Source organism: Mycolicibacter sp. MU0083, from assembly GCF_963378075.1.
Classification (GTDB): Bacteria; Actinomycetota; Actinomycetes; order Mycobacteriales; family Mycobacteriaceae; genus Mycobacterium; species Mycobacterium kokjensenii.
Genome location: NZ_OY726394.1, coordinates 747153 through 771716 on the forward strand (window position 1 = coordinate 747153; position 24564 = coordinate 771716).

Sequence of the window (24564 nt, forward strand, 5' to 3'; positions counted from 1 at the left end):
GGAGAGGCATCGATGACGCGTTCGGACAGTGACAGCTGGGACCTGGCATCCAGCGTGGGGGCGACGGCGACCATGGTGGCCGCGCAGCGCGCCCTGGCCACCGCGGGACCGGACAAGCTGATCGACGACCCGTGGGCGGCGCCGCTGGTGCGCGCGGTCGGCATCGACTTCTTCACCCGGATGGTGGACGGCGAGATCCCCGTCGTCGAAGGCGGCGAGTTCGACCCGGTCCGGATGGGACACGGCATGGGGGTGCGCACCCGATTCTTCGACGAGCACTTCCTGTCCGCGACTCGCGGCGGCATCCGCCAGGCGGTGATCTTGGCCTCCGGCCTGGATTCCCGCGCCTACCGACTGGACTGGCCGGCCGGCACCGTGGTCTACGAGGTCGACCTGCCGGAGGTGATCGACTTCAAGACCAGCACGCTGCGTGACCTGGGTGCGCAGCCGACCGCCGAACGCCGCACCGTGGCCATCGACCTGCGTGACGACTGGCCCGCAGCGCTGAAGGCCGCCGGCTTCGACCCGCAGGCGCCGACGGTGTGGAGCGCCGAGGGCCTGCTGATCTACCTGCAGCCCGACGCCCAGGATGCGCTGTTCGACACCATCACGTCGCTGAGCGCCCCGGGTAGCCGGGTGGCGTGCGAGTTCATCGGCGACACCACGGTGTTCTCCGGCCCGGAATGGCGTGCACACCGGGAGAAGATGGCCGCACTGGGCGCCGAGGTGGAGATCGGTGATCTGGTCTATCACGGCGACCGCAACCACATCCCCGACTACCTGACCGCCGCCGGCTGGACGGTGACCGGCACTCAGGTCCGCGACAAATACGCCGAGTACGGACTGGAGTACGGCGACGACGATCTGGCGGTCGCCTTCGATGACATGACCTATTTGAGTGCCGTTTTGGCGGGCCCCGCGGTATGAGACGGGTCACAGCGATCGGGCCCGACGACGCCGGAGAACGGACGGTGGTGTGGTGCCCCCAGCAGGGCTCGAACCTGCGACCTGCGGATTAAAAGTCCGTAGCTCTACCAACTGAGCTATAGGGGCCGTGCTCGAACAGGATACTGCCCGCCGGATCGGGTCGCGCTCGGGACCGGGTTTGAGGATTCGGCCTCTTGTGCCCTAAGCTAACCAAGCTCCCAACGTGAAACGTTGTGAGTGCCTCGGAGAGATTCGGTTCTGGCCCCCATCGTCTAGTGGCCTAGGACGCCGCCCTTTCACGGCGGTAGCACGGGTTCGAATCCCGTTGGGGGTACTCGCAAGCGGCGGTAACGCCGGGAGTGAAGCAGTACAAGCAAGGCCCTGTGGCGCAGTTGGTTAGCGCGCCGCCCTGTCACGGCGGAGGTCGCGGGTTCAAGTCCCGTCAGGGTCGCTTTTTATTACGGCGAGGCACCTGGTGCCTTCCGGCCAGGTAGCTCAGTTGGTACGAGCGTCCGCCTGAAAAGCGGAAGGTCGCCGGTTCGATCCCGGCCCTGGCCACCACGTTCTACCTGCATAGACACGGGTTATGCACTCGGTTGTCGGTTTGATTCGTCCGGTTCTTGTCCGGTCCTCGGTGGGTGAATCTCAGTCGCGTGAAGCTGATCGAGGTTGGTTGCGACCTGATCCAGCTCGTCGGAGTAGAGGTCGCTGTAGATGTTCGCGGTGACGGTCGGTGTCGAGTGGCCCATCGTTTTCTGTACGTAGCGCAGATCCGCGCCGGACTTTCTGGCCAGGCTGGCGTAGGTGTGGCGCAGGTCGTGGATCGTCAGGGGTGCCAAGTCGGTCTTCTTCAGTGCTTTGTTCCAGTGCGTGTGCCTGCGCCAGTTGTTCGATCGCAGTAATGCCCCGTTGGGTGAGGTGACGGCCGGCTCGTCGGGAGCCCGCCCGCCGATGCGCGTTTTGAGCATGTCGACGACGACTTGGGGGAGTGGGATAGTTCGGATTCCGGCGCGAGTCTTGGGCGGCCCGATGATGATGTGCCCTTCGACTTCGGGCGCGGCACGTCGGACGTAGAGCCGACGAGCGATGAGGTCGATGTCTTTGACGCGGAGGCCGACGAGCTCGGACCAGCGCAGGCCGGTGTAGGCGAGGATGGTCACGACGTCGCCTTGGTCGCCGCACGCGATGGTCAGGGCCTGCACTTCCTGTGCGGTGAGGTAGCGGTGGCGTTCCCGCTCGGGAATACGGCCCGCTGAAACGCCTGCGGCGGGGTTGCGGTGGATCCGGCCGTCCTGGTGAGCGACGTCGAGGATCGACCGCAGGAGCCGCAGCGTGGACACCTTTGCCCACGGCCCGACCGTGAGCCCGTCAACGAAAGCCTGGACTTCAGCCCGGGTGATCTCATCAACCGGTATGTGGCCGAACCGGGCCGCGATGCGCAGTTCCCAGTGCTGGGTGTAGCCGCTCCACGTCTTCGGTGACACCGCGGGTTTCTTGGATTCGGAGAACTGTGCCCAGATCCGATTCAGTGGGGTACGGCCGAGGCGCGGGTCGAACCGGCGGGCACCGAGTGCGGCCTCGTTGTCTCGTTCGGATTTGAACGCCTTTGCCTCCCGCAGTGTCGGGAACGTGGCGGACGTTTCAACCCAGCCGGACAGCGCGTCCGGATCGCGGATCAGGTACCGCACTTGGTAGCGGGGCTCTCCGGCCGCGTTGAGGCGCTTTCGGATGCCGCGCGGGGTGTTGCCGGCCATTACCGGCGCACCTGCTTCAACCAGGACCGAACTTCAGCGCAATCCCAGCGGCGCACCCGCTCCGACAGGGTGTAGCAGGGCGGACCGATTTGTTCGCCGGTGGTTTCCCGGAGCGCGGCCCAGCGGTTGAGCGTGGCAGCGGAGACCCCCAAGAGCGCTGACACCTGATCGACGGTGAGCAGCTCTGGGAAGCCGCCGGCGGTGACGAGAGCTTCCCGGATGCCGTGAGTAACCATCTCCATCACCTCGGCGGCTGCGATCCGGTGGTTTGCTCGCGGAGTGCGTCGAACCAGGCCAGGGTGGCCGCCAGTCCGGCTGCGACATCGTCTTCGCCGCGAGTGATTCCCCACAGGGTGAATGCCCAGGTGGCAAGGGCGAACTCCGTTGTTGCGAAGCGGCGCGACAGTTCGGTCTGATCGTCGAGGACCAAGGCGACTCCGAGAACTTCGCCTGTGGACCAGTGACTCCGGTACTGGTCCCAGCCGTATCGGCGGACGAGCTCGGCTCGGTGCCGAAGATCATCAGCTCGGCGCGCCAATTGATCCTGGTCGGGTGGCTCGAAGATTGGCCCGTCGTCACTCATGGCGCTGTCCTTCCTCGGTAGTATGCGTCCGCCCGTATTTCTGTGCGGTAGAGCTGATTTGGTTGTCAGTCCAGAAGTCAGATCGCACCTTGGTTACCTGCCCGTCCTCGTCGATGACGTAGCCGGTCCCCGGATCGTTCGGGCTGATGCGGTGGGCTGGCGCGACGTCGGCGAGCCCGTCGCCGAGCACCATGGCTACCTCGTCACGGGAACGGAGCCGGAGCGCAATCGTCTGGGTGAACAGTCCGCGCATCGGCAGGATCTCTTTGCGCGGGTCCTGCATGAAGGCGACTACCACAATGCCGAGTCCCCGGCCCTTGGTCAGAATCCGAGACAGTGAGCCTGCTACCTGTTTCTTGAGGTTCGCATCGGTCATGTGGGCCGTCAGGCCGGCCAGCTCGTCGATCAGTAGGACCAGCAGCGGATTGCCAGCGGTCGGCTTATGAGCGCGCGCCGTGCCTGCCATCTGATTGCCACGCTTGTCCATGACTTCTTCGAGCTTCTGGAGCAGCTGTGCGGCCGCGGCCTCGGTCGTCGCAACGGTGGTGAAAAGCGGTGAACCGATGGCGACTCCGATCCCGTACTTCAGGTCGATGGCTAGCAGCCGCACTACGCCTGCCTTTACCGCCGGGCCGAATCCGCCGGCGATGCCCCAGAAGATCGAACCCTTGCCCGAACCGGAGCAGCCGACGGTCAGCGTCTGGCGTTCTGCGATCCGTAGGTTCCAGGGCGATCCGTTCTCACGTCGCCCCAGATCCACACCGGTCGTCGCTATCCGACTTGTCGGGACAGCGGTTTCTACCGTTGAAAGGTGGGGGCGCATAACGAATTCCATGCGCACCGTCGCAGGCGAGACCACCGTTGCCCGCGCCGAGTGAGCGCGTAGGGCGTCGCGGATTGCTGGGACCGCTCTTTCGAGGTCATCGACCGTCTGACCGGTCCGAGTGCGCACCGTGATGCGAAGGCAGTGGCTGGAAGTGCCGACACCCAGCACACGCGGGTGGGTCCACTTCGTGGTGGTTGTCGTCTTGCCATCCGCGGTCTTGCGGGTGACTTGTTCGGAGGCCGACAACCCGCAGGCTTTGGCCACCCTGGACCAACCGAACAGCGGCCAGAGGCGCCACCGCATCCGCCGCGCAGGAGCGGCGAAGTGCTGCTCGTAGGTGTCTGGCGAACTCAGGCGCCAGGCGACGGCGGCCAAGGCGCCAAGGCAGACGATGACGATGGACCAAATCACGCCGGTGATGACCAAGTGCGTGAGGTGATTGATCAAGTCGATCAAGTCGACCCCGCGCCCGGGATACGGGTCGGCGGGTACTCCTGGATCAGGCGCAAAGGGATTCATGCTGACGCCTTCCCCACTGTCGGCGCGCTCGCCTTCTCCGTGTCGGCTGCCATCGCGGAGGCGCGGAACGACCACGCGATGCGGCCGGACTCGCTCGACCGGTCGACATACGGCAGCACGGACAACCCCTCGAAAACCACCGGGGTGAAAGGCATTCCGCTGTTGTTCGGCGGGCACACCGGCTGGGTTGGTCCGACGAACTTGACGGTGACCGTGCGTGTTCGCTTGCTTGCTGCCGGGTCGCCGTCGAGGACTTCCACCTGCCAGAGCGGCTGGCCGGATTCGCGGTCGGTCGCCTGGACTCGGTTGTCCTTCGTGGACCGGTCGTAGTCGATCACGGCTGTCACGTCGGAGACCAGGAACGCCTTGTGGGGGAAAACCTGCTGGTGGGGCACTGTGAGCCACTTCGGTACGGACATGGTTGGCCTTTCTGCGTTGGAACTGCTCTAGACAAGTTCAAGATACATAGTCGTCTAGAGGACCGCAACGGTTATGGCCGGATCGAGGAGGGTTTCGTGGTTCAGCGGGCGGAGAAATCGTATTCGAGCAGGTATGCGGACGCGACCTTCACCGTGTCGCAGACTTCGACGGCCACGTCATTGGTGTCGTATGCGGTGCGGACGACCGTCAGCACCGGAACACCCGGTCCGAGCTCCAGCTGCCGGCGTTCCTCGGGCGTGGGCATCCGGGCGCCGACTTCTTCGGTGAAGCGGGCCAGCGCGTGGCCACTGTCTTCCAGTCGGGCGTAGATACCGCCGGGGCCGGTGTCGACCTGCTCGATTTGGGTGCCGTCGGCGAATGCTGCCGGTATGTACGACACCGCGGTCTCGACCGGCCGCCCGTTGGCCAGATAGCGCCGTGACCGGACTACGACCTCGTGGTCGGTCGGTATGCGAAGCCGCTCAGCCACAACCGAATCCGGCTTCTGCCGTCCCACCACGATGTTGTCGACTTGTGGCGTGTAGCCGGACTTCTCCGCTTCGACGCTGAAGGCTGCCTTGCCTTCCGTGCGGTGTTTTCGGGCGAAGCGATCCGATGCCAGGCGTCGGATCGGGGGAGTTGGCCGCACGAAAACGCCCCGGCCGTGTTCCGAGACGACAAGTCCTTCGGCGCGAAGCTCTTGGACGGCCTGGCGCACAGTCATGCGGGCTACGCCGAAGTGCTCGATCAGCGCGGTCTCCGAGGGCAGTCGCTCCCCGGGGGTGAGTCGGGCGGCGCGGATCGCCTGCCGCAACATGCCCGCGATCTGCCGGTACGGCGGCGTGTCCGCTGCACGGTCGATCTGTCCAAGTTCCAGCACCCGCAGACCTTCCCTTACACGTCTAGACGACTAGCCTATAGAACGAGTCTGTCGGTGTCACTCCTGACGGCGTCGAACAAGGGAGATCCAGCGATGACAACCATGCCCAAACATTCGGTCAGTGTGGCCGGCGTCGTCGTGCGCCAGGATGGCCGCGTCCTGGTGATCCGGCGCGACGACAACGGCCACTGGGAAGCGCCTGGGGGCGTGCTCGAACTCGACGAATCATTCGAGACCGGCGTGAAGCGCGAGGTGCTGGAAGAAACGGGGCTCAAGGTCGAGGTTGAACGGCTCACGGGTGTCTACAAGAACCTGACCCGCGGAATCGTTGCGTTGGTGTACCGCTGCCGGCCTACTGGCGGTGAACCGCACGCGACCGACGAGGCGCGGGAAATCCGTTGGATGACAACGGAGGAAGTGCAGTCTGCGATGGTGCCGGCGTTCGGGGTGCGGGTCCTGGATGCGTTCGGTGAAGGCGTACCGTCACGCGCCCATGACGGAGTTGAGCTGCTGAGTTCGTGAGCGCGTTACCGGGCACGTCATCCGTATGTCGACTACCTTGGGGGTTCTTATCCGGGTGTCGGCGCATCTCGTTACTGACAGCTGGGAGTAGACATTGCTCGGCAGCCCCGCATAGTAGTTACCCGATGAAGGAACCACGTTGAGCGCCCCATACGTTTCTATCAAGCGATTAGTGGATAACTCTCTGGCCGCGATGTTGGCTGCTGTCGAAGTCTATAACAAACCGCAAATGTCGTACCGCGACGAGGTGACGGTTATATTAATCGTGAACGCTTGGGAATTAGCACTGAAAGCAACATTGCGTCAGAAAGGGCGTTCAATCTTTTATGGGAAACAGCGGGGTGAGCGCTATCGATCGATCGGGATCGATGACGCACTTAACCGGGTTAACTCGGCCGGCCTGTGGCCTGATGGTGTAGACGGCCCTGCGGTCACGGCGAACGTCAAGGCATTGACGGAATACCGTGACCGCGTTATTCATCTCTACAACGCTCAGGGGTTAGGCGCTGTCATCTACCCTTTCCTGCAGCAGAATGTTTTAAATTATCGAGACTTCGTGCTTGCGAAGTTCAAGAAGGACTTGGCCAACTCAATGACGTGGCAGTTGCTACCGCTCGGGGCGACAGCTCCTGCGGATGCGGTGCAATTCATGAAAGTTGATAAGAGTGCAACGATGGTTGCTGAGGTTCAGGAGTTTATCGACGAACTGCGGAAATTCATGGACGATGCAGAAGCGTCCGCTGCCGATATGGTCCGCGTGGCGACGGTCTATGACATCAACATGCAATCGGTCAAAAATTTGACGAGCGCTGACCTTGCCGTTGCGATTTCATCTACCGCTGATGGTCAGGTGGTATTACGAAAGACCGACCCGAACTTAACGCATCCGTTCAGTGCTACAGAGCTGCTTGAAAAGGTTAACAAAAAGCGTTCCGGAAGACCTCTAACCATGTATGATTATCAGGCAATTTGCTGGAAAGAATCCCTTCGGGAAAAGGTGAAATATGCCTGGAAGCATAGTAATGCCGCTACGCACGTGTGGTCCGGAGATGCGGTTACCTATCTAGTATCGATCTCAGACGAGAAATATGATCAAATGCGTGCTGAATATAAGAATAGATCAACATGACTCACCCGGAATTGCTTGTCGCTAAAGGGGGCTACTCCTCACGTGCGACGACTGTGTCGTACAGGCCCAGGTGGCTGAGCCCCTCGTGACTGTCGATCCCGGTGTAGGACAACGACGAATCCTCGTAGCGGCGGAACGCGAACACGGCTTGGTTCATATGGGTGCTGTTGAAAACGTTGAGAGAAACCAGCAGATGGAAGTCGTCCACGCTCAGGCCGGTGACCGTCTTGAACAAGCCGGGTTCTAGCTTGGTAATGACGTCCTTGAGCGTGTTCTCGCGGAAGTCGGTGAGGTACATGAAAGCCGGGATTCGAGTCGCGAATTTGACCAACTTCTCCTGGATCAACTTGCGCTTGGATTTGTACTCTCTCTCCTCGGCGGTGAGTTCTCGCTTCTCCGCCGCGGTGATGTCATCGCCCTTATCCTTCTTGGTCGCTTTGACCTTCTCGCTCTTGTTGATCACAGTCTCGAACACGTCTTCGCCGAGCTTTCGGAACCCCTCTATCCGCATGATCGCCTCTAGCGCCGCCGGGTTGTCGAGGATCTTTCGAAGCGTGTCGTTGTCGACGTTGACCAGCAGGGCCGATTCCCATTTGCGGGCGAGCAGCGTCGCCGACGTTCCCGTCATCGCGGTGTCGAGAATGGCGCCCGCATCCAACTGCGTCATGTGAGAGCCGTCGAAAGCCAGCACCGGCAGGAAGCTCACCAGTTCTTTCACGGCGTCCTCAGGGTTGGCGGCGTCTGGTGACAGGCCGGCGCCGTACTCGGCGATCTGGCGCAGTGCCCGGGTTGGGGCGAAGTCGAAGACGAAGCACACCGGCTTGAGCGACTCCTCCAGGTTGGGGTCGTCACCGTTCGGATTCTTGATCGACCACGGAGATTGCACCCGGAACGCGGCCTGGAAATAGGTCTCCGGCGAATGCAGGTTGCGCAGCATCAGGATCGATGACCACTGCGGGACTGTGACCCCAGTAGTCAGCTTCCCGCAGGACAACGTGATGGTTTTCGAATCGTGCCCGCTGCCGATCGCCTCGCGCACCGGCGGTAGCGCCGCCAAACCGACACCTGCGCCCTGGCCGGCGACGACGAGCACCTTGTAGTCATGGAAGAACACGTTCTGCTTCTCGGCCAGCAGATTCGCCATCGCATGACACGCCGCCACTGACGGAAGAAACCAGAACGAGTGGTTCAGGTATGGCAGCAGGCGGACGTCGGAGTATGGGAACGGCGGCTTCTGCGCTCCTAACTTCAGGTTGTCGACCTGGGTCGCTGAATAGGCGCCGCGGATGATGTCGAGCCACTTCTGGACTTCGTCCTTGTGTTTGAACTCAGCGACCGCACCAGTGCCGCCCGCGACAAAGAACTCGTTCAGGTCGAACTCGTCGAACTCACCCTGAGTCGCGATGGCCAGCAATTCATCAGGCATCTGGTAGGTGAGCAGCCGCATCTCCGGTAGCGCACCGTACGGGTTCCACTCTCCCGGATGTGCCTGAGCCCATTCCTGTTTCGCGCGTTGCTCATCCGTGTAGGTCCAGTTGAAAATCTGTTCCTCGATGAACTCGCCAGTCGCCAGCGCCCGGAACGGTGTGCCGGACAGGTACAGATAGGCCTTGGTAGTGATGGGAAGAAACTCGGCTTCGCTTTCGCCGAGCTCGTCCAGCTCCTCGTTGACAGCATCCAGCCCGGCCGCATGGAACTGAGCGGCCGTCTCTTTTGCGGCCTCGGATGCATCCTCACCCCCGAACAGCTCCTGAGCACTGTCCCGCCACGCACCGAAGTGGTACTCGTCGAAAACGACGAGATCCCAGTTGGTTTCGTGTAGCCAGGTGTTCTTAGCCTTGATGTTGCCCGCTTGATCCTTGCCCAGAAGGTCCTGGAAGGAACCGAAGTAGACGAGCGGGCGGTCCTTGTCGGCCGTGGTCGGATCCCCGCCGGTTGCTTTCGACAGATACTGCCAACCGTCGAAATCGACGTGTGATTCGAGGTCCCGCTGCCAGGCGTCCTCCACGGCTGGCTTGAAGGTGACCACCAGGATTTTCATCGCGCCCAGCTTCTTGGCCAGCTGGTAGGTGGCGAACGTCTTGCCGAATCGCATCTTGGCGTTCCACAGGAAGCGCGGCGCGGCATTGGTGTCTTCTGACCAGATCGACTGGAAGTAGGCATGGGCTTTGTTCACCGCAGCGGACTGCTCAGGTCGCATCGCGAATGTCTCGTGGTGCGTGCCGGTGAGTTGCTGGCCGGTGCGCAACTCGGTGATCACCGTCGCCACGTCGTTGACGGTGCACTGCATCCACTCCAGCTGCGGGTTGGCGAAGCCCTTGGCTTTGAGCCGGGCCCGCACTTGATGGTCGCTGAACGTGGAACCGTCGTCACAGTCGGCTGACTCGTCGAGGAGAATTGTGTAGTTCTCGATCGCCGCGGTTTTCAGCTGCTGCTCGATGCGGGTCTTCACGTCGAGCGTGGTCTGGCCGATCTTGAGAAGACCGGCATGGGCGTCGTCCTCGATCGAGTATGCGTAGATCCGCAAACGTGCTTCGGGTTTCTCCGGTAGAAGTTCTTGTTCGGACTTACTCATCCGACAACTCCATCGGTCGCACCACCTTCTCGATGAAGGCGATCTCATCCTTGGTGATGCCGTACTTCTCGTAGAGCGCCTCGTCCGTCCACTTCTGCGTCCAGTCTTGAGTGGGCACGAACGTGTAGACCTTGCGCGTGACGTGTTGGGACGGCTTGTGAAGAAGAATCAGCAGTCGGGTAAGTCGGCATGAGAGGTAAGACAACACGCTCTCCGCCTCCTCATTTGACTCAAACGGCCCGATGCAGAGGTAGGTTTCCGAAGAGATGCTGCCGGGCTCCCCGACAAACGGTGTACTGATGATCCGGTGCGGATAGGTGTCCTTGTTGCCTGTTCCCGGGGCCGCGTAACTTATGAATACCTTCCACTTATCGACCAGTTCGGTGCCCGTAGTTATAGACGCCCGTGGGGTATAGCCCGTGCCGCCGTTCTGATAAATCAATAGGTCGGCGTTACGTTTACTGGCCTTACCTTTAAACGTCGTATCCAGGCCGAAAGGCTTTCGTGCGCTGACCAGTTGTTCGAAGCTCTTGTCCTCAGGCAGTGACAGCGACTCGGATTGCGCTGTCTCCACGGCGACAACCTTCTTGAGGATCGACAACCCCTCATTGAACCGGATAAACACGTCGGCGCCCTCTTCGAGCAGAGGCCGCACGACCGTGGACGGTGCGTCGTCTTTGAAGTTCGTGGTGACGCGGCATTCGCCAGGATTATCGCGGTCCCACAGGAAGTAGCAGATACCACCTTTGAGGCCGACCCCCGGGAAGACGTCCGATGCGTTCAGATAGTCGTCGATGGAGCGCACGCGGTCATCGCTCAGCATGGACTCTCGGAAATCATCGAGACCCTTGCCGCCGGCGAACCAGCGGGCTGGGATAACCATCGACAGAAGACGTGGGTTGAGCTGCTTGGCCTGCTCGACAAATTTGTTATAGATGGGCGCCGCACTGGTGCCGTACCCGCCGTCGTCGAGCTGGTAAGGCGGGTTGCCGATGATCACGTCGAACTGCATGTTGTCTCCGAACAGCTCGGCGATCCGAGCGTTGATGTCGTCGGTGTGGATGAAAGCGTAGGCGTGCGTTTCCAAACCTTCGTCGCGGTCGAACGCGACCTGGCTGGCCCCGCAGTGCGTGCATTTTCCGTTGATGCCCTTGCGGACCGGGTTTCCTTCCGCGTCCGCGGTTTCGACGAACTCGGTGGCTCCGGACCAGGTGTGCTTGAGGGGCTCGAACCAGATGTTGCCCGCCTCCGTGGTGAAGGACTTGGCAACGGAATGCTTCCCATTGGCCGACTTCGAGCAGTAGACGCTGCGGCGAGCGATCAGGGTGGTGAGTGCAGTGATCCCGATGCCGAAAACCTGCTTGGTCAGAATGTGGTCGACGCGCTCCTGAATGTCAGGGATCTCGTCCTTCAAGCCGTCGGTAAGGCGCGCAGTGATCTCCCGCAGAAACACGCCGGACTTGGTGAATGGGTCCAGAAACGTCAGCGACTTGTCGGACCAGATATTGTCACCCGCGTTGCCGTCAGCCCATGCTTCCGCGATCCGGTCCAGCATCCGGTTGGCAAGTTCGGGCGGGGTCGAAACCTCGTCGTTGGAAAGGTTCGCGATGCAGGTCAATACGTCTGGATTCCGGTTGCGCAGGCTGAATGCGGCATGATCAGTCATCGGTGCCGCCCCGGCTAGCGATGTCGGCGACCGACAGAGTTCCGTAGGACTTAGTGGGAGTGAAAACCTCGTGCTTGCCGGGGTCTCCGAAGAGGGTGTCCTCCTCGCGGAAGGACGACATCTGCGCCATCGTGTCAAAGCGAAAGTCCCGCCGATGAAAGCGTCCCTTCCCCAGATACGACCACTCGGCGAAGGCGATGGGCTGCGACCTGGCTCCCCGTGTGGTCATCGACAGCGCATCGCCATGCACGACGTTCACGGTGAGGACGGCCTTCGCCGCGGCGTGGAACGGGTCCCCCTCGGCGATGCGGAGGTCGGCGGCGAAGACCTCCAGCAGATTCTGGCGGCACTCGGCGACGTTGTCATCGAGCAGCTCGATGCCGTATATCGACATCAGCGCCAGCAGCGCCTGGTTGCGCCACTCGAAGCCGCTTTGGCCGTAGCGCGCGTGAACCGACGCCAGCTTGCGCTTGAGCACGGGGACAAGGAAGTTGCCCGAGCCGCATGCGGGCTCAAGAAATCGGGAGTCGACTCTTTCTGATTCGGCCTTCACAAGGTCGAGCATCGCGTCAACCATCCACGGCGGTGTGAACACCTCGCCGTGGTCGGCCATGCGCGCTTTCGACTTCACCAGGTTCACGGCGAAAGCTTAATGAGTCGAGGCACTGAAAGGGTGTAGGTCCGCCCATGCCGCTAAGGCTGCGCCAAGTAGCCAGGCCGGCGGCGGCGGTGTCACCTGCGTCTGGCCTGGGCGCGGGCCGCGCTGTGTATCGCGGCGAGGAATGGTGCGTCTTCTTTCCGGACGGACGGCGAGAGCTGGTCGTAGGGGCGGATCGACTCGTGGTCGGGTTCACTGCGGGATTTCCACGCGGACCAAGCGTCGTGCACGTCGGCTCCCTGGGTGTCTTCGCCCTTGGCTCGCATCAGGACGGCGTAGAGGACGAACAGGTCGCTAGAGTCCTTGGGCACGTGGGTGCCCTCGGGTAGGTAGCTCTGAATCAGTTCAGCGTCGGCGTCGAGGTAGGTCATCCGAGCAGTCTGCCGATCAGCAGGGCAATGTACAGGCATCCGAAGACGATCGGCACGACGCGCTCGACGCCGCCCAGCTCCCGAAAGGATCTTGCGATCCGCCCCGTGCGGCAGGTGCAGCCGTCACGGCTCAGCTCAGCCCACTCGTCCGTGTACGGCTTGACCGGCAGGTGCTCGGCCTCGATGTGGTTGATCACCGCAAATTTGGCCGAGTTCAGTCTCCGGTAGACGCGCAGCAGGAGCCACCAGCACACGGATACGGCCACACCGGCTGCGCAGACGGCGATGAACTGAAGTGTGGAGTCGGGTTGCTCACCCGAGAGGCCCACGACCGCGACGAGTGTGGTGTTCACGGTGAGGAAGAATGCGTTGGCCAACGCGCGCCGCGCGGAAACGCGGTCCGCCATTTCGACTGTGAGCTTGTAGATGTCCAGTACCCGCGGGTCCGGCAGGTCGTCGCTTGGTCCGCTCATCGGCCGCCGTTCACCAGCTTCTTGAGGTTGTCCCAGGTCCACGTATACATCTTGTCGGTGGACCGCGCGGTGGTCGGCTTGGTGTTGCCGCCATCGCGGTATCCCGCCAGGAGAAAGTAGTCCACCCCCTCGTCTTGGGCAATCCCGAGTTCGGCGCCGACGCCTGTTGCGGTGTGGGTGTGCCTCCCGCAGAGAACGATCATCAGCCCACTCGCACGGATACGGCGCCGGGCCTCGTCGCGCCACGTCGGGGAGGCCGTCTTTATCGACCAGTCATGCACCTCGAACGGTGAGTCGGAGTGCTTCGACTGGCCGATCAGCAGGTCCTTCAACCGTGCGTCGTTGTCGTAGTCGAAGCTGATGAAGGCTCGTTGCACCACGTTGTGATCTCCCTCTGGCTCGAACTCCCGGCCTACCGCAAGACACTGCCAGAGGCCGCCGACAAGTTGCGGAGCGTTCGGTGTGCTCAGGCCAGTTACCGCAGCGTGTCCATCTCGATGATGCCGCCAAAGCCAAGTTCGTCGAGTGCCCGGATCACTTCGCTCGAAGGGATACCGCGATAAAACGGTGCCGCGGCCGGTCCGGCATCCGTCGACGGTGATTCGCCGCAGTCCTCGACCACAAGGCCGATCACGCGGCCGTCTTGCGCGACGATCGGACCACCGCTGTTGCCAGGCCGCGCGATGGCCGAGTACAGAAAGATCTTCTGGCGGTCGGGGATGGTTGCGGCTGCCGGGTTGACGACTTCTCCGCGCTGCACCGTGATGGCCATCTCCGCCGTCATCGGCACCCGCGGATAGCCGAACACGTAGACTTCGTCGGCCCAGTCGGGGTCCCGGAACGCCATGCCGGCGAGCCGCGGTAGGTACATGCCGTCGGGCATGTCGAACTTGATCACGGCGACGTCGAGCGTGGGATGCGCGCGAGCGGTCCCCGAGCAGTTCACCTGAGCCGCGTCGGCGTGGTTGCGTGACGGGTAGATGGAAAGACCTGAGCTGTTGCCTGCGAGGCCAGTCAGGACGTGCTTGTTGGTGATGACGTGGCTGTGGTCGACGACGAGGCCGGTGCCCCAGCTGTCGACCGGGTTGCCCTCGACATCGTGGCCGGTGAGTTGAACTGTCACCGCGTTGTAGCTCGGGATGATGAGTTCAGCGCCGAACACCTCGGATAACCACAGGTTGCCGCCAAGCTGGCCATTCGAGGCGCCGCCCTGGGAGATGTACTGCTGGCCCATGATCGGCATTTGCGGGTTCCAGCCGAACGGCAACAGTAGCCCGGCGCGTTCCATCGCACTGAGGAGGCGGTGGAGGGTAACCGCCTCGCCGGCGGCGGGGAGGCCGAGGCTATGCAGGTACTTCGAGAAGTCGGCGACGGACCATGGTTCAAGGGGCACGGTCTTCGGCGGCCCGCCAGCTGGATCGGTGGGTGAAGGTTCGGGCTTTCCGATCGCCGCCGCCATCGCGGGGTTGTGGACCAGCCCGAAGAACTGGTGGGCACACATCGCGACGTTCACACGCCATGCGGAAGTGCCAGGCTTTAGGTCAGCCGGCGTGTGCTGCCTTGGCGTCGCGGATTCCTCGTGGTCAGCGCTGACGTGTGGCATGGTCCATGACGCTAGCCGCGGTGGGGACGGTTACAGCCATGCAGGCGGCCATGTCACGGCGGTTGTGAATGCCGGCAGGTCCGGTATGATGGGCACCGGAACTCCGAAAGGATTCTGTGAGCCGCAGCCCCGCCCTAGGCGGGGCTGTTGTGCATCTACGGCCAGAGGTTCCACACGCATCTTTTTGGCGCGACGATTTCCGCCAAGTCTGCGTCGGCCTGCCGCGCCAGCGGATTGGTGATGCCAGAGCGCCGCATCCTGAAATTGAGCTACGACACCAGGTCAGCGGCTTGGAGTAAACGGCTGTGCTTGGACGGCGCGAAGTGGAGCGCATCCACGCCTCTGTCGATTTTGGAGGTGTACGGGCTGAGCGTTCCGAGTCGCTGAAAGTGCCAGTAACTGGCGCGCAGGGTGTCCGCTTGGTCGATCTCGTCGGCGATGGCCAAGAAGTGCGTGCTCTTCCCCAACGCCATGCCGTTCAACGACTGACACAGGAAGTCGAGCGCCACCCGGTGTGGATGCCACGCCGCCGACCCGTACCGGGCCTTGTGCTTCGGGATGTCGATTCCGCGAAATGCCAGTTCCAGCCCGTTGCAGGCCGCGATGGCTTCGAGGGCGTCGGAGTAGACCTTGATCCGGGCGCGGATCATCTCCTTCATGCCTGACCAGTCGCCTTTCCCGCCGCGGATGTGGCTTCCGTGAAGCTCGGCATCGGGAGAAACGCCGTAACTGCTCGCGGCGTCGGAAACGACTGTGTCAAGGTCGCTTTGAAGCTGCAGAGCGTTGTCAGCAGGCACGACGAGCGCGGTGAGCCAGTACTCGACCTTGTCGTACGACTCGTCGATGTAAGCCAGAAGCACGGTTCGGAGCGTACTGCTCTATGCGGACGCGATTGCGCGGGCAAGCTGGGCGGCGAAGCCCGGCCCATCGTTGACCAGCGCGTATCCGCCGGCCAGGCCGCCTTGATTGCAGACGGTTCGTCGTCGCCGGACTCTCCGATGAGTCGTTGCGCCGGTATCCCGGTTGACACGCGGTACCAAGCGAACCGCCATACGCGGCACCAAGGCCGTGGGGAACCGGCTGGCCGTGTCGCCGTATACCGCCTGGTTGCGTGACCAGCGCCGCACGATCCGACGAGCGGTCAGATACGCGTCCTGGGCGACCTCCACGACGGCGACGGCCTTCTTGAGTCCGTAAACACCCCAGAACCGGCCGGGACCGTGACCGGGCTGCCGCCACAGTTCAGGCACGATGTGCTGATACTCCTTGTCGCCGTCCATGTTTGGCGAAGAGTGTTTGGTGAAGTAAATCGCCAGGCGTTTGGGATCGCAGGCGCGCAGTCCATTGCGCACGTCGATGGCAGTGCCGGCCAGCCGATGCCGCGCCTTCTGCTCCGGGTGAGGGTGGTCGACGACCTGCGCCCACGCCTCGGACAGCCATTGAGCGAAGCCGCGACCCGAGCAGCCCGGTGACATCGGCGGCGCCATCCACAGGTGAATATGCGGTGCGCCGCGTCGCTGAAACTCCAGCTTCCAGATGTAGCGCGCCGATTCTCCATATTCGCGCTGAAAGCGCTTGCGCCACAACACCATGTGTCGTTTGACACTTGCCCCATCCGGGGCGACGGCCTCCCAGTCGCCGGGATAGGTCAGCGTGATCATCGCCGGCACCCGCCCGGATTCCACGAGCGGGGTGTAGTCGAGTTCGGCGAAGGTGCGACACATCGTGGCACGCGACTTGCGAGACCATTCGGTGATCGACCGGCCAGGCGGGTCAGCTTCGCCCCGACCGGACTTGATGCGGTCTTCTTCGACCGCCGCGTCGAACCGGTGCCGATCCACCTCGCGTTCGGCCGATTTTTCGGCGCGGACAGGATTGGTCCAGCTCAGCCGGACCACGCCAGGGCCGACCGTGATCCGGAACCGCGCGGATTCAGGTTCCACGCCGAGGCGGTCGATGCCGTGCGCCCACGGCGCCGCCGGCTCGAAGAGCGCTGCCGCCGAGGTGACCATCTCGGGGCTCGGGAACCGCAGCCTCAGAGCATCGGCGGCCGACCAGTCTGTGGCGTCACCGGACTCGGCGTCGTCGCGGACACTTTTGGGACATATAACAAGCCCGGGAGTCCCAGCCGGAACACGACCTCCGCCGCTCCCGCCTCCCGGCCGGCTGTCGCGCCCTGCGGCCTGGCGGCCTCGGACGCTCGCGGCCTCCCGGCGTCCGCGGCTACGGCCGTGTTCCGGCTGGCCGTTCGGGTGATTGCTGGCCAAACGGTGGACCGCCGTGCCGTAGTGGGTGTCGTGCCCGCCGGTCGATCCGGTGATTCTGGGCATCCGGTACCTGCTCCCCGGGAGCCCGCGGCGCGCGCGTCACCAAGTGACGAGCGAAGAAGAGCTCCCTGTCGGGAGTGCAAGCACAGTGTCCGGTTTATGTCCGTTCGCCGGACAGGCCGAGTACGTCAGCCCTGCTCAATGCGGCGCATACGACGCACAGAGGCAGATAAACCGCAGGTCAGTAGCTATCCCGTCCGCCTGAAAAGCGGAAGGTCGCCGGTTCGATCCCGGCCCTGGCCACTTTGAGGGTGACGGCTCACCACCGCCGAACTCGACGATCATGGTCGGGCGGTTCCCGATACTGCAGATGCTTCTCGGTACGTAGAACGCCGGTCGGCGTTGGCTCCCCGTTCCCACGGCGCTACACCCATAAACTGAACCACCGTGCGACAACCAGTCATTCGACGGACATCGGCGATGGCCGCGACGGCGGCTGTTCTGATCGCAGGCGCCGCGATGCCGACCGCCTCCGCAGTCAATGACAAGCTCCAGCTCGGCGGCGGCGCCGCGCTCGTGCTGCACGACGACGTGCTGTGCACCCTGACCGCCATCGGCCACGACAGTGCCGGCCGGCTGATCGGATTCACCGCCGCGCACTGCGGGCCGACCGGATCGTCGGTGCTCGTGGAGGGTGCCGAAGACCACGGCCCGGTCGGGACGGTGGTGGCCACCGACGAGGGCCTCGACTACGCGGTGCTCGAGCTCGATCCGGCCAAGGTGAAACCGATCGGCGACTACGAGGGCTTCGGGATCTTCGGGATGGGTCCCGTCGAACCCGAACCCGTCGAACCCGAACCCGCCGAACCGCAGACCGGTGACACGCAACCCGCCGCAGCAGACGCGCCCGCCCCGGACCCGGCGGCTGCTGAACCCGCGCCGGCCCCGGAACCCGTACCCGCCCCGGAACCCGTCGACGCCGAACCGCCCGCCCCGGAACCTCCTGCGGCCCAACAGATCTGCAAACTCGGCCGCGGCACGGGCCTGAACTGCTACGACCTGGGTCCCGGCGGGGTGGACACCGCCGGCGAAGACTGGTGGAAACCCGGCGACGACGGGGCGCCGGTCACCGTCGACAACCTGATCGTCGGCATGGTCCACGACGCCACCGTCCCGGCCGGGCCGCTGGATCAGCTGGGGCCGGGCATCGTGATGTTCAAGGCGATCCTGGCCGACCTCAACGCCAAGGGCGGCCCCGGCGCCGGGTTCGGCCTCGGCTGAAGCCTTAGCCCCGCAACGTCTCCGGGCAGAGCTCGGCCTGCGCCGCGGCGATCTGGACGTCGGCGGCCGCGGGACTGTAGTAGAAGGTGTTGGTCAACTGGCGCACCAGATCGCCCGGCGAGACCCCGGCGCGGTAGGTCCCGGTGTGGCCGTACATGCGTAACTGGGCACAGATGTAGTGCCCCGAGGTCACCTTGACGTGATCGGCGACCGGGATCGCCACCCCGGAGGCATTGACCCGGGCCAGATAGCTCGCGTCATCGGCGGAGGCGGTCGGCGCGGCGGCCAGTGCCGCGGCAGCCAGCAGGACAGCGGCGAAACGGGCGTTCACATGCATGTCCACCATGGTGCCACCTCCCGAGCGCGACGAAAATCCCCGCGCGGGACCCCACGCATGGTTAGGGTTTCAGCCATGGCAGTCAAGGATTCCCGCGAGGTGGTCATCGAAGCGAGCCCGGATGAGATCTTCGACGTCCTCGCCGACGTCGAATCCGTTCCGTCCTGGTCACCGCAGTACGAAAAGGCCGAGGTGCTCGACACCTACGACGACGGACGTCCCCGCCGGGTGCGGATGCGGATCAAGGCGGCGGGCCTGACCGACGAACAGGTCGTGGAATACAGCTGGACCGGCGACAGTGTCGGCTGGACGTTGGTGTCGGCCGGTCAGCTCAAGGCCCAGGACGCCAAATACACGCTGACCCCGCAGGGCGACAAGACCAAGGTGCGCTTCGACATGGCCGTCGACCCGTCCATCCCGCTGCCGGGGTTCCTGCTCAAGAGCACCCTCAAAGGCGGCATGAAGACCGCCACCGACGGGCTGCGCACCCAGGTGCTCAAGGTGAAGAAGGGCCGCTGATTTCGCTCGTCGTGAATCCCCGCCGTCGGCGGTGCTCGGCGCTACTCTCGATCTAATGGCTGTTCGAGCATCGCGGGAAATCGTGATCGACGCGCCGGCGGAGACCATCCTCGACGCGCTCGCCGATGTGTCCGACTGGGAGTCGTGGTCACCGGTACACAAGCGGGTGGAGGTCCTCGACGAATACGAGGACGGGCGTCCCCATCATGTCCGGGTCACCATCAAAGTGCTCGGCCTGGTGGACAAGGAGATCCTGGAATACCACTGGGGTCCGGACTGGATGGTCTGGGACGCCAAGGCGACCGCGCAGCAGCGCGCCCAGCACGTCGAATACACCCTGACCCGCGAAGGCCCCGACAGCACCCGGGTGCGCTTCGACATCACCGTCGAGCCGTCGGGGCCCATCCCGGAATTCGTGGTCCGGCGTGCCAGCAAACTGGTGTTGAGCATCGCCACCGAGCGGCTGCGCGAGCGCATCATGGGCGACGGGGCCACTAGCCAGGCGTGACGGGGCCCTCGCGCAGCACCTCCAGGCGTCGCAGTGCCTCGTCGATGGTGTCCTCGGGCTTGACGAAGGTGAATCGCACCAGGTGATTCCAGACCTCGGGAGCGGTCGCCTCCGGGGCGGGCACGCAGAACGCCGACAGTGGAATGGCCGCGACCCCGGCCCGGTGCGGCAACTCGGCGCAGAACGCGGTGCTGTCGTCATAGCCGAGCGGGCGGGGATCGGCGCACAAGAAGTAGGTGCCGAAACTGTCGTGCACCTCGAACCCGACACCGCGCAGGCCGGCGCTGAGTCGGTCGCGGCGCGTCTGCATGGTGGTGCGCAATTCCTCCACCCAGGCGTCCTCGGTGTTCAGTGCCAATGCCACCGCGGGCTGAAACGGTGCCCCGCCGACATAGCTCAGGTACTGCTTGGCGGCCCGCACCCCGGCCAGCAGCTCCGCGGGACCGCACGCCCAGCCGATCTTCCAGCCGGTGCAGTTGAACATCTTCGCCGCACTCGAGATGGTGACGGTGCGCTGCGCCATCCCCTCGAAACCGGCCAGCGGCAGGTGGGCCCGGCCGTCAGAACCCGGGTAGACCAGATGCTCGTAGACCTCGTCGGAGATCACCAGCAGGTCCGCGTCCACCGCGATGCGCGCGATCTCGGTCAGCTCCGCCTCGGTGAACACCATCCCGGTGGGATTGTGCGGCGAGTTGACGATCAGCGCCTTGGTCGCCGGGGTGATGGCCGCCCGCAGGGCATCGACGTCCAGGGCGAACCCGCGGCCGTCGGGCGCCAGCGAGACGCTGACCCGCCGCGCCCCGGCCATGGCTACCGCCGGGGAGTAGGAGTCGTAGAACGGTTCCAGCAGCACCACCTCCGAGCCGGGCTCCACCAGGCCCAGCACCGCGGCCGCGATGGCCTCGGTGGCACCCACCGTCACCAGGACCTCGGAGTCGGGGTCGTAGTCGATCCCGTACTTGCGTGCCCGCTGCCCGGCGATGGCCTCGCGCAGCGCGGGGATGCCCGGCCCGGGCGGGTACTGGTTGACGCCGTCGGAGATCGCCGCCCGGGCAGCTTCGAGCATGGCCGCCGGTCCGTCCTCGTCGGGGAACCCCTGGCCGAGATTGACCGCGCCGATCCGGGCGGCCAGCGCCGACATCTCAGCGAAGATCGTGGTGGCATAGGGCTCCAGCCGAGAGACCATCCGCGCTGTCATGGGAACCGAGCCTAAAGCGGCCCCGATCAGGCCGGGGGAGGGGCCGGGATCGGGGCCGCCAGGTAGACCAACCATCCGGTTGATAGGCAATCCTGTTAGGCTGCAAATCCGGGGACTACGCTCCGAGCAGACGCAATCGAAAAATTCGCATCGAACACCAATCTGAAGAGGAATCAGCCATGTCCGAAGAAGCCTTCATCTACGAGGCCATTCGCACCCCGCGCGGTAAGCAGCGCGGCGGCGCGCTGACCGAGGTCAAGCCGATCAGCCTGGTCGTCGGCCTCATCGAGGAACTGCGCACCCGCCACCCCGACCTGGACGAGGGCCTGATCAGCGACGTCATCCTGGGCTGTGTCTCGCCCGTCGGTGACCAGGGCGGCGACATCGCCCGCACCGCGGTGCTGGCCGCCGGCATGCCCGACACCGTCGGTGGCGTGCAGCTCAACCGGTTCTGCGCCTCCGGGCTCGAGGCCGTCAACACCGCCGCGCAGAAGGTGCGCTCCGGCTGGGACGACCTGGTGCTGGCCGGCGGTGTGGAGTCGATGAGCCGGGTGCCGATGGGCTCCGACGGCGGCGCGATGTTCTCCGACGTGCCGTTCACCTACGACAACTACATCGCCCCGCAGGGCATCGGCGCCGACCTGATCGCCACCATCGAGGGCTTCTCCCGCGAGGACGTCGACAACTACGCGCTGCAGAGCCAGCAGCGTGCGGCCGCCGCCTGGTCGGGTGGCTACTTCGCCAAGTCCGTCATCCCGGTGCGCGACCAGAACGGCCTGGTGATCCTCGACCACGACGAGCACATGCGCCCCGAGACCACCCTGGAGGGCCTGGGCAAGCTGCGCACGGCGTTCGACGGGATCGGCGCGATGGGCGGCTTCGACGACGTGGCGCTGCAGAAGTACCACTGGGTCGAGGGCATCAACCACGTGCACACCGGCGGTAACAGCTCCGGCATCGTCGACGGTGCCGCCCTGCTGCTGATCGGCAGCGAGAAGGCCGGCGCCTCGCAGGGCCTGACCCCGCGGGCCCGGGTGGTGGCCACCGCCACCACCGGCGCCGACGCGACGATCATGCTGACCGGTCCCACCCCGGCCACCGTCAAGGCGCTCGACCGCGCCGGGCTGACCGTCGACGACATCGACCTGTTCGAGCTCAACGAGGCGTTCGCCTCGGTGGTGCTGAAGTTCCAGAAGGACCTCAACATCCCCAACGAGAAGCTCAACGTCAACGGTGGCGCCATCGCGATGGGTCACCCGCTGGGCGCCACCGGCGCCATGATCACCGGAACCATGGTCGACGAGCTTGAGCGTCGCGGTGCCAAGCGTGCCCTGATCACGCTGTGCATCGGCGGCGGCATGGGCGTGGCCACCATCATCGAGCGCGTCTGAGAGGGTTTGTAAAAAATGGCAGAGAACACCATCAAGTGGGACAAGGATGCCGACGGCATCGTCACGCTGACCCTGGACGACCCGACCGGGTCGGCCAACGTGATGAACGACCACTACCGCGAGTCCATGCACAACGCGGTCCAGCGTCTGACCGAGGAGAAGGACTCCGTCACCGGCGTGGTCCTCACCAGCGCGAAGAAGACCTTCTTCGCCGGCGGTGACCTCAAGGCGATGATCCACGTCGGCCCGGACGACGCCCAGGCCGTCTTCGAGCAGTGTGAGGGCATCAAGGCCGACCTGCGTGCCCTGGAGACCCTGGGCAAGCCGGTCGTCGCCGCCATCAACGGCGCCGCGCTCGGCGGTGGCCTGGAGATCGCGCTGGCCTGTCACCACCGGATCGCCGCCGACGTCAAGGGCAGCCAGCTCGGCCTGCCCGAGGTCACCCTGGGCCTGCTGCCCGGTGGTGGCGGTGTCGCCCGCACCGTGCGCATGCTCGGTATCCAGAACGCGTTCATGAACGTGCTGGCCCAGGGCACCCGCTTCACCCCGGCCAAGGCCAAGGCCGCCGGCCTGATCGACGAGCTGGTCGGCAGCGTCGACGAGTTGGTGCCCGCCGCCAAGGCGTGGATCAAGGCCAACCCCGAGGGCGGCGTGCAGCCGTGGGACACCAAGGGCTACAAGATGCCCGGCGGCACCCCGGCCAGCCCGGCGCTGGCCGCGATCCTGCCGTCGTTCCCGGCCCTGCTGCGCAAGCAGGTCAAGGGTGCCAACATGCCCGCACCGCGGGCCATCCTGGCCGCCGCCGTCGAGGGCGCGCAGGTGGACTTCGACACCGCCAGCCGCATCGAGAGCCGCTACTTCGTCTCGCTGGTCACCGGCAACGTCGCGAAGAACATGATCCAGGCGTTCTTCTTCGACCTGCAGCACATCAACGGCGGCGGCAGCCGGCCCGACGGCATCGAGAAGACCCCGATCAAGAAGATCGGTGTGCTCGGGGCCGGAATGATGGGCGCCGGCATCGCCTACGTGTCGGCCAAGGCCGGCTTCGACGTGGTGCTCAAGGACGTCTCGCTCGAGGCGGCCCAGCGCGGTAAGGGCTACTCGGAGAAGCTGGAAGCCAAGGCACTCGAGAAGGGCCGCACCACCGCCGAGAAGTCCCAGGCGCTGCTGGACAAGATCACCCCGACCGCCGACGCGGCCGACCTCAAGGGTGTCGACTTCGTGATCGAGGCCGTCTTCGAGAGCCAGGACCTCAAGCACAAGGTCTTCCAGGAGATCGAGGACATCGTCGAGCCCAACGCGCTGCTGGGCTCGAACACCTCCACCCTGCCGATCACCGGTCTGGCGACCGGCGTGAAGCGCCAGGAGGACTTCATCGGGATCCACTTCTTCTCGCCGGTCGACAAGATGCCCCTGGTGGAGATCATCAAGGGCGAGAAGACCTCCGACGAGGCGCTGGCCCGGGTGTTCGACTACGTGCTGGCCATCCGCAAGACCCCGATCGTGGTCAACGACAGCCGCGGCTTCTACACCAGCCGCGTCATCGGCACCTTCGTCAACGAGGCGCTGATGATGCTCGGTGAGGGCGTGGAGCCGGCCAGCATCGAGCAGGCCGGTCTGCAGGCCGGTTACCCGGCGGCCCCGCTGCAGCTCTGCGACGAGCTCAACCTGGAGCTGATGCAGAAGATCGCCATCGCCACCCGCGAGGGTGTCGAGGCGGCCGGCGGCACCTACGAGCAGCAGCAGAACGAGGTCGTCGTCGAGAAGATGATCGAGCTCGGTCGCCCGTCGCGGCTGTCCGGTGCCGGTTTCTACGAGTACGTCGACGGCAAGCGCTCGGGTCTGTGGCCCGGCCTGCGGGAGACCTTCAACTCCGGCTCGAAGCAGATGCCGCTGCAGGACATGATCGACCGGATGCTGTTCGCCGAGGTGCTGGAGACCCAGAAGTGCTTCGACGAGGGAGTGCTGACCTCGACCGCCGACGCCAACATCGGCGCGATCATGGGCATCGGCTTCCCGGCCTGGACCGGTGGCACCGCGCAGTTCATCACCGGCTACCCCGGTGGCAAGGCTGCATTCGTGGCACGGGCCAAGGAACTGGCCGCCACCTACGGTGACCGGTTCAACCCCCCGGCGTCGCTGCTGTAGCTGCGCCGA

24 protein-coding genes, 5 tRNA genes and 1 pseudogene are annotated in these 24564 nt (G+C 64.4%); 12 read left to right on the forward strand and 18 right to left on the reverse strand.

Annotation, left to right across the window (positions count from 1 at the left end; genetic code table 11):
- The first annotated feature begins 12 nt into the window (after positions 1 to 12).
- The gene (locus RCP38_RS03510) at positions 13 to 927 is read left to right on the forward strand and encodes a class I SAM-dependent methyltransferase (RefSeq protein WP_308475636.1); all 915 of its coding nucleotides are present in this window, start codon (positions 13 to 15) and stop codon (positions 925 to 927) included.
- 50 nt (positions 928 to 977) lie between these two features.
- On the opposite strand, the gene RCP38_RS03515 is transcribed toward RCP38_RS03510, so the two are convergent.
- A tRNA-Lys gene (locus tag RCP38_RS03515) sits at positions 978 to 1053 on the reverse strand.
- 135 nt (positions 1054 to 1188) lie between these two features.
- Between RCP38_RS03515 and RCP38_RS03520 the strand changes: the two genes are divergently transcribed.
- The 3 genes from RCP38_RS03520 to RCP38_RS03530 all read left to right on the forward strand — a co-directional run bounded on the left by RCP38_RS03520 (position 1189) and on the right by RCP38_RS03530 (position 1488).
- A tRNA-Glu gene (locus tag RCP38_RS03520) sits at positions 1189 to 1261 on the forward strand.
- A gap of 43 nt (positions 1262 to 1304) precedes the next feature.
- Positions 1305 to 1378 (forward strand) — tRNA-Asp (locus RCP38_RS03525).
- Positions 1379 to 1411: 33 nt separating this feature from the next.
- A tRNA-Phe gene (locus RCP38_RS03530) sits at positions 1412 to 1488 on the forward strand.
- A gap of 23 nt (positions 1489 to 1511) precedes the next feature.
- Here the strand turns inward: RCP38_RS03530 and RCP38_RS03535 are convergent.
- The 6 genes from RCP38_RS03535 to RCP38_RS03560 form a co-directional block, all read right to left on the reverse strand.
- Positions 1512 to 2681: a site-specific integrase gene (locus RCP38_RS03535; RefSeq protein WP_308475637.1), complete on the reverse strand. Its 1170-nt coding sequence runs from the start codon at positions 2679 to 2681 to the stop codon at positions 1512 to 1514.
- A complete protein-coding gene (locus RCP38_RS03540; RefSeq protein ID WP_308475638.1) occupies positions 2681 to 2917 on the reverse strand; it encodes a helix-turn-helix transcriptional regulator in 237 nt (78 codons plus the stop codon). Before RCP38_RS03540 ends, RCP38_RS03535 begins: the two co-directional genes overlap by 1 nt.
- Positions 2918 to 2922: 5 nt before the next feature.
- Positions 2923 to 3264, reverse strand: a complete 342-nt coding sequence (locus RCP38_RS03545) for a hypothetical protein (RefSeq protein ID WP_308475639.1) — start codon at positions 3262 to 3264, stop codon at positions 2923 to 2925.
- A complete protein-coding gene (locus RCP38_RS03550) occupies positions 3257 to 4609 on the reverse strand; it encodes a cell division protein FtsK (protein WP_308475640.1) in 1353 nt (450 codons plus the stop codon). Before RCP38_RS03550 ends, RCP38_RS03545 begins: the two co-directional genes overlap by 8 nt.
- Positions 4606 to 5028, reverse strand: coding sequence for a plasmid replication, integration and excision activator (locus RCP38_RS03555; RefSeq protein WP_308475641.1), 423 nt, complete (start codon positions 5026 to 5028; stop codon positions 4606 to 4608). Before RCP38_RS03555 ends, RCP38_RS03550 begins: the two co-directional genes overlap by 4 nt.
- Before the next feature lie 101 nt (positions 5029 to 5129).
- Positions 5130 to 5909, reverse strand: a complete 780-nt coding sequence (locus tag RCP38_RS03560) for a GntR family transcriptional regulator (RefSeq protein WP_308475642.1) — start codon at positions 5907 to 5909, stop codon at positions 5130 to 5132.
- A gap of 93 nt (positions 5910 to 6002) precedes the next feature.
- Between RCP38_RS03560 and RCP38_RS03565 the strand changes: the two genes are divergently transcribed.
- The gene (locus RCP38_RS03565) at positions 6003 to 6431 is read left to right on the forward strand and encodes an NUDIX hydrolase (RefSeq protein WP_308475643.1); all 429 of its coding nucleotides are present in this window, start codon (positions 6003 to 6005) and stop codon (positions 6429 to 6431) included.
- A gap of 172 nt (positions 6432 to 6603) precedes the next feature.
- On the forward strand, positions 6604 to 7560 hold the full coding sequence (locus RCP38_RS03570) for a DUF3644 domain-containing protein (protein WP_308475644.1): 957 nt from the start codon (positions 6604 to 6606) through the stop codon (positions 7558 to 7560).
- 31 nt (positions 7561 to 7591) lie between these two features.
- Here the strand turns inward: RCP38_RS03570 and RCP38_RS03575 are convergent, their stop codons facing one another.
- The 9 genes and pseudogenes from RCP38_RS03575 to RCP38_RS03615 form a co-directional block, all read right to left on the reverse strand.
- Positions 7592 to 10135 (reverse strand): GIY-YIG nuclease family protein, encoded by a 2544-nt coding sequence (locus RCP38_RS03575; RefSeq protein ID WP_308475645.1) that lies wholly within the window; start codon positions 10133 to 10135, stop codon positions 7592 to 7594.
- Positions 10128 to 11801 (reverse strand): Eco57I restriction-modification methylase domain-containing protein, encoded by a 1674-nt coding sequence (locus tag RCP38_RS03580; protein WP_308475646.1) that lies wholly within the window; start codon positions 11799 to 11801, stop codon positions 10128 to 10130. Before RCP38_RS03580 ends, RCP38_RS03575 begins: the two co-directional genes overlap by 8 nt.
- Positions 11794 to 12441 carry an N-6 DNA methylase gene (locus tag RCP38_RS03585; RefSeq protein ID WP_308475647.1) on the reverse strand — a complete coding sequence of 216 codons (648 nt, stop codon included), beginning with the start codon at positions 12439 to 12441 and terminating at the stop codon, positions 11794 to 11796. Before RCP38_RS03585 ends, RCP38_RS03580 begins: the two co-directional genes overlap by 8 nt.
- Positions 12442 to 12533: 92 nt before the next feature.
- Complete coding sequence (locus RCP38_RS03590) at positions 12534 to 12830, reverse strand: DUF7701 domain-containing protein (RefSeq protein WP_308475648.1); 297 nt, start codon at positions 12828 to 12830, stop codon at positions 12534 to 12536.
- Positions 12827 to 13345 (reverse strand): RipA family octameric membrane protein, encoded by a 519-nt coding sequence (locus tag RCP38_RS03595; protein WP_308475649.1) that lies wholly within the window; start codon positions 13343 to 13345, stop codon positions 12827 to 12829. The genes RCP38_RS03590 and RCP38_RS03595 overlap by 4 nt, the downstream gene beginning before the upstream one ends.
- Positions 13300 to 13683, reverse strand: a complete 384-nt coding sequence (locus RCP38_RS03600) for a TIR domain-containing protein (protein WP_308475650.1) — start codon at positions 13681 to 13683, stop codon at positions 13300 to 13302. The genes RCP38_RS03595 and RCP38_RS03600 overlap by 46 nt, the downstream gene beginning before the upstream one ends.
- A gap of 95 nt (positions 13684 to 13778) precedes the next feature.
- The gene (locus RCP38_RS03605) at positions 13779 to 14804 is read right to left on the reverse strand and encodes a S1 family peptidase (RefSeq protein ID WP_308477041.1); all 1026 of its coding nucleotides are present in this window, start codon (positions 14802 to 14804) and stop codon (positions 13779 to 13781) included.
- Positions 14805 to 15175: 371 nt separating this feature from the next.
- Positions 15176 to 15766 (reverse strand): DUF3800 domain-containing protein, encoded by a 591-nt coding sequence (locus RCP38_RS03610; RefSeq protein WP_308475651.1) that lies wholly within the window; start codon positions 15764 to 15766, stop codon positions 15176 to 15178.
- An 18-nt stretch (positions 15767 to 15784) separates the two neighbouring features.
- Positions 15785 to 17236, reverse strand: a pseudogene (locus tag RCP38_RS03615) (rolling circle replication-associated protein).
- Between the two features lie 175 nt (positions 17237 to 17411).
- Here RCP38_RS03615 and RCP38_RS03620 point away from each other — a divergent pair.
- Positions 17412 to 17476, forward strand: a tRNA-Phe gene (locus RCP38_RS03620).
- Positions 17477 to 17620: 144 nt separating this feature from the next.
- Complete coding sequence (locus RCP38_RS03625) at positions 17621 to 18454, forward strand: chymotrypsin family serine protease (protein WP_308475653.1); 834 nt, start codon at positions 17621 to 17623, stop codon at positions 18452 to 18454.
- A 4-nt stretch (positions 18455 to 18458) separates the two neighbouring features.
- Here RCP38_RS03625 and RCP38_RS03630 read toward each other — a convergent pair whose 3' ends face one another.
- Positions 18459 to 18800, reverse strand: a complete 342-nt coding sequence (locus RCP38_RS03630) for a DUF732 domain-containing protein (RefSeq protein WP_308475654.1) — start codon at positions 18798 to 18800, stop codon at positions 18459 to 18461.
- Positions 18801 to 18866: 66 nt separating this feature from the next.
- Here RCP38_RS03630 and RCP38_RS03635 point away from each other — a divergent pair, with 66 nt between their 5' ends.
- Positions 18867 to 19310 carry an SRPBCC family protein gene (locus RCP38_RS03635; protein ID WP_308475655.1) on the forward strand — a complete coding sequence of 148 codons (444 nt, stop codon included), beginning with the start codon at positions 18867 to 18869 and terminating at the stop codon, positions 19308 to 19310.
- 55 nt (positions 19311 to 19365) lie between these two features.
- The gene (locus tag RCP38_RS03640; RefSeq protein WP_308475656.1) at positions 19366 to 19818 is read left to right on the forward strand and encodes an SRPBCC family protein; all 453 of its coding nucleotides are present in this window, start codon (positions 19366 to 19368) and stop codon (positions 19816 to 19818) included.
- Here the strand turns inward: RCP38_RS03640 and RCP38_RS03645 are convergent.
- Positions 19805 to 21016 carry a pyridoxal phosphate-dependent aminotransferase gene (locus RCP38_RS03645; protein WP_373692429.1) on the reverse strand — a complete coding sequence of 404 codons (1212 nt, stop codon included), beginning with the start codon at positions 21014 to 21016 and terminating at the stop codon, positions 19805 to 19807. The genes RCP38_RS03640 and RCP38_RS03645 overlap by 14 nt on opposite strands.
- A 179-nt stretch (positions 21017 to 21195) precedes the next feature.
- Between RCP38_RS03645 and RCP38_RS03650 the strand changes: the two genes are divergently transcribed.
- Complete coding sequence (locus RCP38_RS03650) at positions 21196 to 22407, forward strand: acetyl-CoA C-acetyltransferase (RefSeq protein ID WP_308475657.1); 1212 nt, start codon at positions 21196 to 21198, stop codon at positions 22405 to 22407.
- A 15-nt stretch (positions 22408 to 22422) separates the two neighbouring features.
- A complete protein-coding gene (locus RCP38_RS03655; RefSeq protein ID WP_308475658.1) occupies positions 22423 to 24555 on the forward strand; it encodes a 3-hydroxyacyl-CoA dehydrogenase NAD-binding domain-containing protein in 2133 nt (710 codons plus the stop codon).
- Positions 24556 to 24564 lie beyond the last annotated feature (9 nt).

Bases quoted from the DNA above. Each gene is read 5' to 3' on its own strand.
- RCP38_RS03605 (WP_308477041.1), bottom strand. From the start codon at position 14,804: ATGTGTGCCCACCAGTTCTTCGGGCTGGTCCACAACCCCGCGATGGCG.
- RCP38_RS03640 (WP_308475656.1), top strand. From the start codon at position 19,366: ATGGCTGTTCGAGCATCGCGGGAAATCGTGATCGACGCGCCGGCGGAG.
- RCP38_RS03630 (WP_308475654.1), bottom strand. From the start codon at position 18,800: ATGGTGGACATGCATGTGAACGCCCGTTTCGCCGCTGTCCTGCTGGCT.
- RCP38_RS03565 (WP_308475643.1), top strand. From the start codon at position 6,003: ATGACAACCATGCCCAAACATTCGGTCAGTGTGGCCGGCGTCGTCGTG.
- RCP38_RS03635 (WP_308475655.1), top strand. From the start codon at position 18,867: ATGGCAGTCAAGGATTCCCGCGAGGTGGTCATCGAAGCGAGCCCGGAT.
- RCP38_RS03535 (WP_308475637.1), bottom strand. From the start codon at position 2,681: ATGGCCGGCAACACCCCGCGCGGCATCCGAAAGCGCCTCAACGCGGCC.
- RCP38_RS03555 (WP_308475641.1), bottom strand. From the start codon at position 5,028: ATGTCCGTACCGAAGTGGCTCACAGTGCCCCACCAGCAGGTTTTCCCC.
- RCP38_RS03540 (WP_308475638.1), bottom strand. From the start codon at position 2,917: ATGGTTACTCACGGCATCCGGGAAGCTCTCGTCACCGCCGGCGGCTTC.
- RCP38_RS03590 (WP_308475648.1), bottom strand. From the start codon at position 12,830: ATGACCTACCTCGACGCCGACGCTGAACTGATTCAGAGCTACCTACCC.
- RCP38_RS03550 (WP_308475640.1), bottom strand. From the start codon at position 4,609: ATGAATCCCTTTGCGCCTGATCCAGGAGTACCCGCCGACCCGTATCCC.
- RCP38_RS03650 (WP_308475657.1), top strand. From the start codon at position 21,196: ATGTCCGAAGAAGCCTTCATCTACGAGGCCATTCGCACCCCGCGCGGT.
- RCP38_RS03580 (WP_308475646.1), bottom strand. From the start codon at position 11,801: ATGACTGATCATGCCGCATTCAGCCTGCGCAACCGGAATCCAGACGTA.
- RCP38_RS03655 (WP_308475658.1), top strand. From the start codon at position 22,423: ATGGCAGAGAACACCATCAAGTGGGACAAGGATGCCGACGGCATCGTC.
- RCP38_RS03575 (WP_308475645.1), bottom strand. From the start codon at position 10,135: ATGAGTAAGTCCGAACAAGAACTTCTACCGGAGAAACCCGAAGCACGT.
- RCP38_RS03645 (WP_373692429.1), bottom strand. From the start codon at position 21,016: ATGACAGCGCGGATGGTCTCTCGGCTGGAGCCCTATGCCACCACGATC.
- RCP38_RS03510 (WP_308475636.1), top strand. From the start codon at position 13: ATGACGCGTTCGGACAGTGACAGCTGGGACCTGGCATCCAGCGTGGGG.
- RCP38_RS03545 (WP_308475639.1), bottom strand. From the start codon at position 3,264: ATGAGTGACGACGGGCCAATCTTCGAGCCACCCGACCAGGATCAATTG.